This is a genomic window from Agrobacterium sp. rho-13.3, assembly GCF_033957765.2.
In the GTDB taxonomy this organism is placed as follows: domain Bacteria; phylum Pseudomonadota; class Alphaproteobacteria; order Rhizobiales; family Rhizobiaceae; genus Agrobacterium.
Genome location: NZ_CP192775.1, coordinates 170,102 through 182,269 on the forward strand (window position 1 = coordinate 170,102; position 12,168 = coordinate 182,269).

12 protein-coding genes are annotated in these 12,168 nt (G+C 57.7%); 9 read left to right on the forward strand and 3 right to left on the reverse strand.

The window, feature by feature from the left end:
• Positions 1-3 precede the first annotated feature (3 nt).
• Positions 4-768 carry a GntR family transcriptional regulator gene (locus tag RMR16_RS15665; protein ID WP_320199607.1) on the reverse strand — a complete coding sequence of 255 codons (765 nt, stop codon included), beginning with the start codon at positions 766-768 and terminating at the stop codon, positions 4-6.
• 181 nt (positions 769-949) lie between these two features.
• Between RMR16_RS15665 and RMR16_RS15670 the strand changes: the two genes are divergently transcribed.
• The 9 genes from RMR16_RS15670 (at position 950) to RMR16_RS15710 (ending at position 9,787) form a co-directional block, all read left to right on the forward strand.
• On the forward strand, positions 950-2,170 hold the full coding sequence (locus RMR16_RS15670; protein ID WP_320199608.1) for an MFS transporter: 1,221 nt from the start codon (positions 950-952) through the stop codon (positions 2,168-2,170).
• A gap of 293 nt (positions 2,171-2,463) precedes the next feature.
• Positions 2,464-3,564: a sugar ABC transporter substrate-binding protein gene (locus RMR16_RS15675; RefSeq protein ID WP_320199609.1), complete on the forward strand. Its 1,101-nt coding sequence runs from the start codon at positions 2,464-2,466 to the stop codon at positions 3,562-3,564.
• 30 nt (positions 3,565-3,594) lie between these two features.
• The gene (locus RMR16_RS15680) at positions 3,595-5,142 is read left to right on the forward strand and encodes a sugar ABC transporter ATP-binding protein (protein WP_320199610.1); all 1,548 of its coding nucleotides are present in this window, start codon (positions 3,595-3,597) and stop codon (positions 5,140-5,142) included.
• Positions 5,139-6,149 (forward strand): ABC transporter permease, encoded by a 1,011-nt coding sequence (locus RMR16_RS15685; protein ID WP_320199611.1) that lies wholly within the window; start codon positions 5,139-5,141, stop codon positions 6,147-6,149. Before RMR16_RS15680 ends, RMR16_RS15685 begins: the two co-directional genes overlap by 4 nt.
• Positions 6,149-6,352, forward strand: a complete 204-nt coding sequence (locus RMR16_RS15690) for a hypothetical protein (RefSeq protein WP_320199612.1) — start codon at positions 6,149-6,151, stop codon at positions 6,350-6,352. Before RMR16_RS15685 ends, RMR16_RS15690 begins: the two co-directional genes overlap by 1 nt.
• The gene (locus RMR16_RS15695; protein ID WP_320199613.1) at positions 6,349-7,767 is read left to right on the forward strand and encodes an amidase; all 1,419 of its coding nucleotides are present in this window, start codon (positions 6,349-6,351) and stop codon (positions 7,765-7,767) included. Before RMR16_RS15690 ends, RMR16_RS15695 begins: the two co-directional genes overlap by 4 nt.
• Positions 7,768-7,802: 35 nt before the next feature.
• Positions 7,803-8,327: a flavin reductase gene (locus tag RMR16_RS15700; protein WP_320199614.1), complete on the forward strand. Its 525-nt coding sequence runs from the start codon at positions 7,803-7,805 to the stop codon at positions 8,325-8,327.
• Between the two features lie 382 nt (positions 8,328-8,709).
• Positions 8,710-9,219 (forward strand): PAS domain-containing protein, encoded by a 510-nt coding sequence (locus RMR16_RS15705; RefSeq protein WP_320199615.1) that lies wholly within the window; start codon positions 8,710-8,712, stop codon positions 9,217-9,219.
• Positions 9,220-9,268: 49 nt separating this feature from the next.
• Entirely contained in the window at positions 9,269-9,787 is a 519-nt protein-coding gene (locus RMR16_RS15710) for a 2'-5' RNA ligase family protein (protein ID WP_320199616.1), read from the forward strand.
• A 34-nt stretch (positions 9,788-9,821) separates the two neighbouring features.
• Here RMR16_RS15710 and RMR16_RS15715 read toward each other — a convergent pair whose 3' ends face one another.
• Both RMR16_RS15715 and hutC read right to left on the reverse strand, forming a co-directional pair.
• Positions 9,822-11,324 carry an HAL/PAL/TAL family ammonia-lyase gene (locus tag RMR16_RS15715; protein ID WP_320199617.1) on the reverse strand — a complete coding sequence of 501 codons (1,503 nt, stop codon included), beginning with the start codon at positions 11,322-11,324 and terminating at the stop codon, positions 9,822-9,824.
• A gap of 95 nt (positions 11,325-11,419) precedes the next feature.
• Positions 11,420-12,163, reverse strand: coding sequence for a histidine utilization repressor (gene hutC / locus RMR16_RS15720; RefSeq protein WP_320199618.1), 744 nt, complete (start codon positions 12,161-12,163; stop codon positions 11,420-11,422).
• Positions 12,164-12,168: the final 5 nt, after the last annotated feature.

Genomic DNA, 12,168 nt, shown 5'->3' on the forward strand with positions numbered 1-12,168 from the left:
GAGTTAGCTTTCGGCGCGCAGCGTCGTGGTGAATGTGAAGCGCTCGGCGGGCAGCACCTGAAACGCATATTCCAGCAGACGCCGCCCAGAGCCATAATAGCGGCGCGTGACCACAAGCGCCAGGTCGCCAGCCTTGACACCAAGCTTGGCAGCGACGACGTCATCAAGCATCAACGGCTTGATATCCTGCTGAATTTCCTGGATTTTCTCTCCAGTAAATTGTTCGATATAATGAAAGATCGCACTCCGGGCGACGGTTATGTCCTTCACAGCCGCCGCAAGCTTTGAATCGACATAGACCTCATTCCAAGAAAATGCCCTGCTGCGTCCGCTGGAATACCGGATCCCGGCCATGTGGAAAAACTTGCGACCGGGACGGCAACCCAACTCCACCGCAAGCTTACCCTGCGCCGAGATTTCCTGCTTCGTATCGATCACGAATTCCGTTTCGGCGGCAATTTCGAACAGTTCCGAACGCGAATGAGCGATAAACCGCTTACCTTCCGGGTCAAAGCCTGCCTCTACGCGGGTGCCGACACCCTTGCGCGCCGAGAGGCGACCCTTGTTGCGCAGCAGACCAATCGCTTGCCGGACAGTCTGGCGACTGACGCCCAGAGCCACAGCAATCTCATTTTCAGTCGGCAAAAGAGAACCAACCGGGTAATCGCCGTTGCTGAGACGCCTTTCCAGATGATGTGCGACCTGCAAATAAAGAGGTGCCGTATCAAGCTCCGGCTTCCAGTCAGTGCCTTTTTGGTCCAAGCCCATCCCTACCTCTGTCGGCGCACGTATTCGCATTCCTGTCACATACAGTTTCAACGCGCTTTCGGGGCGAAAGGCAAACAAAATCCAGCGGATCGGCAAAGACGCGCTGCCTGGCTTGTGATTTTAATTCAAATCAATTAGTACGTACATATACGAGATTTAATTTCCCAGGACATTGAAACGCATGTCGGATTTGATCGCCGAAGACGCACCGCAGACACGCCGCACCTCTTCGCTCATGCAGACGCTGGCGGCAGCGACGCTCATCCAGATCGTGGCAACGGCAAGCGTCCTCGCATTGACCGCCATCGCGCCCACCGTTGCGGCAGATCTGGACATCGGCGCCTATTGGATCGGTTACCAGATCAGTCTGATCTACGCATCCGGCATGTTTTCGTCTGCCGTCGCAGGAACGCTGGTGCAGCGCTTCGGGCCTATCCGCATCGAGCAGTTTGCCCTTGTTTGCTTTGTGATCGGCTTTGCTGGCATTGCGACGGCCAATATTCCGCTGATTATTCTGGCCTCGCTTTTCATCGGCATCGGCTATGGGCTGAACAATCCGGCCTCTTCGGAGATGCTCAGTCGCGTCACACCGCAGAACAAGCGCAATATCGTCTTTTCTTTAAAGCAGTCCGGCGTTCCACTGGGTGGGATATTGGCGAGCTTCGCCTTTCCGTTCCTGTCGCGTTATGTCGACTGGCACGTGGCGCTGCTCATTGGCGCGGTTGCCCCACTGCTGACCATGGGTTTGCTGGCAATGACCCATGCGGCGAAACCAATAAACCCGCGTACGTCACCGTCCCTGCTGCGCGGCCTCATTGAAGAACAGTCGACGATCTGGCGCAATCCAAGTCTGCGGGCGCTGAGTTTTCTGGGTTTTGCCTATTCGGCAATGCAACTGTCCGTCTCTGCCTTTGCCGTGGTGACGCTTGTGCACGATGCAGGCTGGTCGCTGCTGGCCGCAGGTTCGGTTGCCGCCGCCATGCAGTTTGCCGGTGCGTTCGGGCGTATCTTTTGGGGTGCCGTCGCCGATCGTATCGGCGGTGGTTACATCACACTGTCGCTGCTCGGCCTCCTCGGTGGTTCAGGCTATGTTTTGCTCTATTGGCTCACGGACCTACCGGTCATCGCCCAGGTCGCGCTCTTCATTGCCATGGGCGGCGTCACCATCGGCTGGAACGGCGTCTTGCTCGCAGAGGTCGCCCACAATGCCCCGGAAGGCAGGGTCGGTGCGATTACCGGCGGCGTGCTGGTTTACACCTTCATCGGCGTGATTGTCGGCCCGTCCTCCTTTGCCAGCATTTACGCACTGACCGAACATTACGGCGCCAGCTTCCTGATCTTTTCATTGTTCGGCTTTGCAGGCATGACGACCGCATGGCGCGCTCATCGCACCAATCGCTGATCACAAGACCTTCCATATGTACTGACATAATAGTTGCAGTTGAGCGTGTTTTCGCGCTGCTGCAACCCGCACATATGCATTCATCAATGGCGCCCAATTCGACAATTGAACATGATTTAATCCTCGCATTGACGGGGTTTTCGGCATCCGCCTCCTAATTGTGCAGCGCAAAAAATTAGGCAAAAACCGGTTGACGTTCGCTTGACTATGTACGTACATTATCTCTTGGAAGCGCATTAGAACCGCTTCATAGGACACCGGGAAAACCGGGATCACAGAGGGGAATCTTGATCATGCGCCTGCTTTTTGTCAGTTCGTTTTTGGCCGCCTCCGCTGTTGCGGCCATCTCCACGCCCGCTGCCGCAGACCCTATGGCCGACGCCAAGGCCATTATCGAGCAACACCGCGCCATGCCGGTTTTTGCCGCTCCCGGCGAGGCATTCGACGCCAAGGCCTGCATGGCCAACAAGAAGGTTCTGTCGATCCCGATTTCGATGACAATCCCGTTTAACGTCGAACTGCAAAAGGCCATGGCGACCGCCGCCAAGGAAATTGGTTTTACCTATACGACATGGGACAACCAGTTGAAGATCGACCAATGGGTTCAGGGCATCTCGCAGGCGATCAGTCAGAAATATGATGTCATCGACCTTGCTGGTGGCCTCAACCCCGAAGTGCTTGGGCCACAGCTTGGCGAAGCCCGTGCAGCAGGCCTCAAAATCTCGACGACGCATTTCTACGACGTAACGCAGAAGGCCATCGACACAGTCGACTATTCCGGCAAGGTGGACTTCACCAGTGCAGGAAAATTGCTTGCCGCCTGGGCCTATGTCCAGACCAAGGGCAAGCCGAACGTGCTGATCATCGGCTCCTCCGACGTGTTGCCATCCATCCCCTTCGTCAAATCTATTCAAAGTGAGTTGGCGGCGCTTTGCCCAGACTGCAAGATGAAGCATTTGGACGTTCCTGTTTCCGAATGGGCAACGAAAATACAGTCCGGCACACAGTCCGCTTTGCTGGCCGACCCGTCAATCAACTATATCTTGCCGATTTACGACTCCATGTCGCAGTTCGTCATCCCTGCCCTGCGCATCACCGCCTCGGAAGGCAGCGTCAAGCTTGCCAGCTTCAACGGCACACCCTTCGTCCTAGACATGGTGCGTGCCGGTCAGGTGCAGATGGACATCGGTGAAAGCCTTGGCTGGGCTGGTTACGCCGCAATCGACAACATCATGCGCATGGTGTGCGGCAAGCCGGAGGTGGCAAAGCTCAACGTGCCGCTGCTGGTGTTTGATGAAAGCAACATCAAAACCGCCGGCACGCCGGCCAACTTCAACGATGGCTATGGCGACGCCCATCTCGATGGTTTCCGCAAGCTCTGGAGGATCAAGTAAGCCAACACTGACCAAAGCAGGAGCCGCATCATGACCGACAATGCCGTGCTCACCATGCAAAATATCCGTATGCGGTTTGGCAGCTATTACGCGCTGAAGGGTGTGTCGCTGTCGATTCGGCGCGGCGAGGTGTTCGGGCTTCTCGGCCAGAACGGCTCTGGCAAATCCACGATGATCAAGGTTCTGGCTGGCTTCCACCAGCCGGAAGACGGCAGCGAGGTTATTCTCTGGGGCCAGAAGATGCCGCTGCCACTTGATCCGATGGAGATCAAGAAACGTGGCGTCGCCTTCGTCCACCAGCATCTCGGCCTCGTGCCGTCCTTGACGGTTTTGGAGAATATGCGCGTCACGGCGCTGGGACAAAAAACGCCCTGGTTCATCAACTGGAGACGCGAAGCGGCGGCGATCGCAAAGCTGTTTGCGCAATTTGATCTGTGGATCGACCCATTCCAGACGGTGGCGAACCTGCCGCCGGTCGAGAGAGCGTTCGTCGCCATCATCCGCGCCTTCGAAGACCTTCGCGCATCAGATGCCGGTTATGGCGGAGAAGGCATATTGGTCCTGGATGAACCGACGCCGTTTCTTCCAGCCGAAGATGTGCAGCGGCTGTTTGCACTCATCCGCTCCATCGTGAAAACCGGGGCCTCCGTCGTTATCGTCACCCATGATATCGATGAGGTGCGAGACATTACCGATCGTGTCGCGGTGCTGCGCGACGGTGAACTCGTTGACATTCTCGACACGCGCAGTGCGGAGCGCCAATCTATCCTCGATACGATCGTCGGTTCACGCATCGATGCTTTTGAGAAAAAGCGGATGTCGACCAGCGGTGTGCCCGCAGCAGTCCGCGTGCGTGGGCTGACGGATGGCGCCAATGCGCCTTTCAATTTCGAAATCCGCGAAGGTGAAACACTGGGAGTCACCGGCCTGATCGGCTCCGGCTTTGCTGCCCTTCCCTATCTGCTTTATGGCGCAAGACGTGGCGGCGGCGAAATCACTCTAGGCGGCAAAACCGTCAAGATCGACGCCATGACACCGCTGGCCGCACAGCAGATGGGCATTGCCTTTCTGCCCGGAGACCGGCTGGGTTCCGCGGGCATCGGCTCGCTTTCTGTGACCGACAATATCACGCTTCCCATTCTGGACGGCTTGCTGAAACCTTACGGCCTTGACCGGGCCGGCATGACGCAAGAGGCGGCCCGCCTCGCGCAGATTTATGACGTCAGACCGCAGAACCCGCACCTGCCGCTCGCCTCGCTTTCCGGTGGCAACCAGCAGAAGGTTCTTCTGGCCAAATGGCTACAGATCAAACCGAAGCTGCTGATGCTGGATGAGCCGACGCAAGGCGTCGATTTCGGCGCACGCCAACAGATATTCAAGGCGCTGGACCGGGCAGCGGCAGATGGCACAGCCATCCTTTGTGCCTCCACAGACAATGAACAACTCGAACAGATTTGCGACCGCGTCATCGTCTTTTCACGCGGTCGTCCCGTGATCGAACTCAAGGGCTCGGAGATCAGCCGCAAGGCGATTACCGAAGCCTGTTTCCACAGCCATGACGCGGAGGCCGCAGAATGACGACGCTGGACATGCCAACAACCAAAACCTTAACCCCAACCAAAAGCCGTTTCACCCTGAAAACCGAGGGAGAACGCTTCGCTCTGGTCGGTGCGTGGCTCTTGTTGATCGTGATCTTTGGTGCCCTGATGCCGGATTCGTTCCTGAGCTGGCGCAGCTTTTCCACCATGTTTGGGTCACAGGCCATTCTCGTGGTGCTGACGCTCGCTATTATCATTCCACTGACATCAGGCGACTTTGATCTATCCGGTGCATCGACGCTGACGATGAGCTGTATGTTGATCGCCGTGCTCAATGTGAAACTGGGCTGGCCGATCGTGCCGGTGATCCTCATCGCCCTTGTCAGCGGCATCATCATCGGCGCAGTCAACGCCTTCTTCGTTCTCTATTTTCGCATTCATTCGCTGATCGTGACGCTCGGCGTCGGCACCTTCGTCAACGGGTTGATCCTTTGGGTCAGCAATTCGCAAACCATTTCCGGCGTGTCCATGGGACTGGTGGAATGGGTCATCATCAACCGGCTTTTTGGCATCCCGCTCGCCTTCTTTTATGCCCTCATTCTGGCTGCCATCCTTTGGTATGCGCTGGAGTTCACCATTGCGGGGCGCAAACTGCTGTTCGTTGGCCGTGGCCGTGAGGTTTCTCGGCTGAACGGCATCAATGTCGATCGCGTCCGCGCCACGTCCTTCGTGCTTTCCGGGTTGATATCGGCGTTTGCCGGTATGCTTTATGCCGGAATGACCGGATCTGCCGATCCGCTGTCTGGCCTCAACCTTCTGCTGCCAGCCTTTGCCGCTGCCTTTCTCGGTGCGACGACGATTTCGCCTGGTCGCTTCAATGCCTTCGGTGCAGTCATCGCCGTCTATTTTCTCGTCACCGGCATCACTGGCCTCACCATGCTCGGCGCAGACGCCTATGTGCAAAACCTGTTTTACGGTGGAGCGTTGGTCGTTGCGGTGTCGCTTAGCCAACTGGTGCGCAATCGCCAACCGCAGGATTTCAGCTAATGGAAACTAAAGAGATCATGGCAGCAATGGCACAAACCTATTGGCAGCGCCCGGCAGTCGAAGCGGAACTGGTGGCGATGGCTGGAGAGGTCGCGCGCGACAGCGCCGCCATTGCCCCTTCACCGCTCGGCAAGTCTGGAGCGCTGTTCAACACGGAGCCAGCGCATTTTGACGCCTTGATGCTTGCGGAGGCCAAGCGATGAGCCTCGATAATCCTACCTCGCTGACCCAGGCCGCAGACGCGATACGCGCCGGCAAAATCACCTCCGTCCAGATGACCGAAGCTGCCCTCTTTCGTGCCAAAGCCAGCCATAAGCGATTGAATGCTTTCATCGAAATAGAGGAGGGCTCTGCTATTGACGCGGCCAGAGCCGCCGATGCTGCGCTCGCATCGGGCCACGCCGTGGGGCCGCTCCACGGTGTACCGCTTGCCCACAAGGATATGTATGATCGAGCCGGTTTCATAACCGGATGCGGCTCGAAAATTCGTGCCGGACATATCGCCACCTCCACTTCAACCGCCATGGACCGGCTTCAGGCCGCAGGCGCGCTCTCCATTGGCCGGCTGAACATGAGCGAATTCGCCATGGGGCCGACAGGCCACAATTTCCACCATGGCCGGGCGCTGAACCCCATCGATGGCGCACGGATTACTGGCGGCTCATCATCCGGCTCCGGCTCTGCGGTGGGCGGCGGCGTGGTGCTGGCCGCGCTGGGTTCTGACACGGGTGGATCGATCCGATTGCCCGCTGCCTGCTGCGGCATAGTCGGAATCAAACCGACACAAGGCCGTGTCAGCCGGCACGGGGTGATGCCGCTATCGTTTTCACAAGATTGCGTCGGGCCGTTGGCTCGTTCGGTCGAGGATGCTTATCTGCTGTTGCAGCTTATTTCCGGCCCGGACGGTCGAGACACGACCTGTATGGACGTCGAAAAGCCCGACGAATTGTTGCGCGATCTGTCATCCCTTCGCATAGGCATTGCCGGTGGATTGTTTGCCGAAAGATTGGAAAACGATGTCGTCCAAGGTATCGAAACGGCCATCTCGGCACTGAAGCCCGATGTCGCAAGCATCGCGTCCGCTGCCATCCCAGACCTCACATCGATGGCGGAACTCGCCAATGCCGTTGCCATGTCGGAAGCAGGTGCCGTGCATTTCGACTGGATGCGCGAGCGCCCGGAGGATTATGGCCCGCAGATTCGGATGAGATTGTCCCAGTCTTTGGCGGTACCGGCACCGATCTATCTGCGCGCCCTGCAAATTCGCGCTGTGATGCTGAAGGAATTTCTGGACACGGCCTTTGCCGGAGCCGATGTGCTGATTGCGCCGACCATGCCGTTTGTGCCACCGCTGTCTGCCGAGGTGGATATCGGCACCAGCCCCAAGATGAATGCGGTGGTTAGTGCGATGACCTCGTTCACACGTCCGTTCAGCTATCTTGGCCTACCCGTGGTAACGGTGCCGGTTTCCGCGTCTGCCGAGGGCCTGCCCATCGCGCTCCAGATCGTCGCGCGGCCTTGGCGGGAAGATATCGCCGCCAGTGTCGCCTTGCGTTTGGAACAGGCACTTGCGCTTCCCGCTTTCGCCACCACGTCGCTTGCCCGGCCTGCGGCCTAACCGCGATGAACAACCAGCCAGAGAGGAATACTCCGATGAACAGCGTGCCAAGCCTCACAACGCCGGTAGAAGCGGTTGCAGACGTTAGCCACCAGCTTTTTCGTGACGCCATGGCAAGGATGGGCGCAGCCGTGAACATCATCACAACCGATGGTCCGGCAGGCAAGGCCGGCTTTGCCGCAACTGCCGTTTGCAGCGTCACCGACAGTCCTGCCACGCTTTTGATCTGCCTGAACCGGACGGCTTCGGTGTTCGATGCGGTGATGGAAAACAAGGTGCTTTGCGTCAACGTGTTGACCGCCGAGCACGAAAAACTTTCATCTCTGTTTGGCGGCAAAACACCGGTCGAGGAACGTTTTGCTGCGGCCAACTGGCATTATAGTGTCACCGGAGCACCCGTGCTGGAAGACGCCATGGTGTCTTTCGATTGTGTCATCACCACCATGCAGGATGTCGGCACCCATCGTGTGCTGTTTTGCGCGGTCAAAGCAATCCACGAAAACGAGGCCGAAAAAGCGCTGGTCTATTACAAGCGTGCCTATCACCATCTGGGCGCCTGAGGTTTCTCCGATCTCACATGGCCGTGTCGACCCTTTAAATCCTATGATGGCGATGGCCCCTCGGGCTGGTAAATCGCCAGCCCATCCGTCCTGATGGCCACCCGCGCACGCCGGTGGCCAGTCTCTTCCGACAGGAACGGATGACACCCTCCCAATGGAACTCAAACATATTTAGCGTTGTTAGGTGCAGCAGACACACGCGACCTATAGCTATTATTCAAAGAGATGCTTAATAACGAAAGCATTATAAATGATTTCGACATGTGTATCGCAATTCAAGTCGCCAGATGTTCGACGTCTACGAAGAAGCTTGCGGATTGCTCGGCTTTTCCTTTTGAAGCTGGCGTTCAAACTAGAATTTCAGCCAGATTGTGGAGGTTGAATGCAAACGGAGCATCTGGAAACAGAGCTACTGACTCGTCTGATGCGAAAAGTGGGCTTCTACTCGTGGTCAATCACGCACAACATCATCACTGCCGACAAGATGTTTGCGGAGATATACGAGATAGACGAGGTAGACCTCGCCCGAGGCGTGTCTGTTGAATATATCCTTTCCCTGATCGTCGAGGAAGACCGTGCCCGCTTGGCGGAGCGCATCCATGACGTCCTGTTGGGTGGACCGCCCGCTGTGTCTGGGTATCGCATTCTCTGCCCTAGCGGACAGTATAAGTCGCTGCTGAGCATTGGCTCCTGCTCGCGAGATGAAGATGGAATTCCCGCGATCTACTCTGGCATTGTGATGACGGCGCAGGACACGGAGGCCGAGGTGAACGAGGTGCAACTCCAAAAGCATATTTCTGCGGCGATCGAGCTCGCCCAGAAAAGTGGCAACGCCTTAACGGAGCGCTACCTCAATTCTGCCCTTCGGTCCGTTGCAAAATCGGACCAGTAAATTAACCTCCCGCAGCGCACATCCCTTACAAATGACCATAGTGGCGACTGTGAAAACGAATTTTCCACTCATTCTGACGGCACGCATCGATGAGGCTGATCTTGAGCCGTTCGACACTCTGCGCAAACGCCATTTCCCGGCAGACCGAAATTTTATCCGCGCTCATGTCACGATGTTTCATCGCTTGCCCGGTGAATATCTAGACACGATCCGAGACACACTCGCAGATGTTGCCGCGTTCACGGATGTATTCGAAGCGGAGGTCGACGGAGTTCGCCACCTCGGCGCAGGCGTAGCCTTCACCATACTCAGCCCAGAGCTTGAAACTGTCAGGGCACACCTCAAACGCTCAGTCCTGCATTTGCTGACGCAGCAGGATACACACGGCTGGCGACCGCATATTACGGTCCAGAACAAGGTCTCCAAGGCGGCGGCAGATACGCTTTATCGGGATTTATCAGAGAGATTTCAAAGGCGTTCTCTCAGAGTGGTGGGTCTGGACCTTTGGGAATATCAAGGCGGCCCCTGGCGACCAGAGACATCCTTTATGTTCCGGGCCGCGCTTTAAACGATGACGCCACCATCTGCCAGAGAAACTCTGTCTAGAATACCTGTCCTGGCTGGTGTGGGGGCTCGTCACGCAAGACGGCGCGAACCCGTTCCATGTCCGCAGAGATCGGTCTGTCGTCCGAATAGTGCTGGATGTGTCGTCGAAGCAGAGAATAGAGCGCGTCCGTTCCCGCTGCGCGCTGAGCAACGCTGTCGAGAAAATCATGGGCCTGCGCTCCGGCCATCCATTCGATGGCCAGAATATATTCGGCGTTGTCGAGAACCGCGAGCAGTTTGTTGGCGGCGGCTGTGGGATGCGCGAGGAAATCCTCCTGCAATCCCGATGTCAATCCGCCATCGGTCGAGGCCGGCGCCGCGAAGCGTCGGTTGTCATTCACAAGCGCTGCGGCTGTGTATTGCGCGATCATGAAACCGGAATGGCTTCCGGCATCGCTGGCGAGGAAAGGTGGCAGGCCGCTCACCAGAGGATTGACGAGCCTGTCGATCCGACGCTCGCTCATCGCAGCGATCTGCGCAATCGCGATTGCCAGACTATCTGCCGCCTGACCCAATGCGGGTGCGACGGCATGGGCCTCCGAAGAGACGACAGGCTGCTCTGGCGTGCCCAAAATTGCCGGATTGTCCGTCACGGATGCCAGTTCACGATCAACGATGGACGCACAGACATCGAACACATCGCGCGCCGCACCATGGGCATGCGGCACGGCCCGCAAGCTCAAGGCATCCTGTGTTCGCCTGCCATGGGCGGCGGCGATCAAACCGCTGCCCTGAAGGCGAGACCGAAGCGATGCCCCGACGGTCGCGATCCCCTTGGAGGGGCGCAGCGCGAGAACGGTCTCGTCGAAAGCTGCGATCTGGCAACCCGCTGCCTCAAGCGTCAGCGCGGCGATGGCATCACCCCAGTCGAGCAGATGACTGGCCCGAGCAAGCGCGATGCTCGCCAGTCCCGTCGCGCAGGCCGTGCCGTTGACGAGGCTCAACCCTTCCTTGGCACCCAGCACCAGTGGCTGAAGACCCATCGCGGCCAAAGCATCCCGCCCGCTGAGCGTGCGCCCACCAAGCTGCGCTTGACCCTCACCGATCAGGACGAGTGCCGTATGGGCATTGTGCGTCAAATATCCTGCCGAACCGCGTGACGGCACATCGGGAATGCAGTCATGTTCCAGAAACAACGACAGGTACGAGACGATCTCGCGCCCTATGCCGGAATGACCGTGAGCGAAATTGGCGATTTGGGCCGCTATAATGGCCCGCACCTCGCGCGCATCCAGCAACGGGCCAACGCCACACGCGTGACTGAAAACAATGGAGCGTGAAAGCCGACCCTGCGCCGTGCGATCCACCACCGTGTCCGACAGGGCGCCGACGCCGGTATTGATGCCGTAGGCGCGTACACCGCTTGCCACGATGCTGTCCACGATCCGGCTTGCCCGATCGATCCGCGCGTAGGCCGCGTCCGAAACGCAGAGCGGCTCCCCCTTTGCGACACGCGCAACTGCGCGCCAGTCCAGACCATCATCCAAAACAACGGTCATGACATTTTCCTATCGACTGCTGGGAATGATGAGAGGAGCGGCAAGGGATTTCTCCATTGTTGAAACCTTAAAGATCGGCGGATTTTGCCTGACCTTCAAGTGCTGCTGTACAGACGATAACGGCTGCCGGGATAGAGCAGGCGCACGGAGGAAACCACACCCGTGGCCGACCATGTGCGGCGGCGCACAAGCAGACACGGTTCCGTCTTGGAAATAGCCAACAGCTTGCATTCCCAAGGCTGCGCGCTCACCGCTTCGATATGCTGTTCCGCCCTGACGATGGGTGCCACCGCGGTCAGATATCCATTCGGCGTGACGATATTGAAGTCCTGTTTCATATAGTCCGATGCGTAATCAGAGTTGACGAAACGATCCTCGATTTGCATCGGCACTCCATCTTCGGCGTGCACGATGATCGAATGAGCGGCAAGGCTGCCGGTTGGCAGGGCAAGCGCCTCGGCAAGATCGACGTCACAGGTTTCGGTCTGAAGAAGAATGACCCGCGCGCTGTGCACACCGCCGTTCCGGCTGATTTCGTCGGCAATGTTCGGCACGCTCTGGAATTGCGAAGTGCGTTTCTTCGCGGCCACGAAAGAGCCTTTGCCGCGAACCCGCACCACAAGCCCTTCATCCGCCAATTCACGCAAGGCACGGTTGGCCGTCATTCGACTGACACCCAGAATATCGACCAGCTCGTTCTCCGAGGGAACGCGCTGGCCAATTTTCCATTCACCGGCCTCGACGCGGCTGCGGACATAATCTTTGAGTTTTACATAGAGCGGTGCGGCGTGAAGCGCCTCACCCTGCTCGTCATCAGCCTTCTCATGTACCAGTGACATCATTT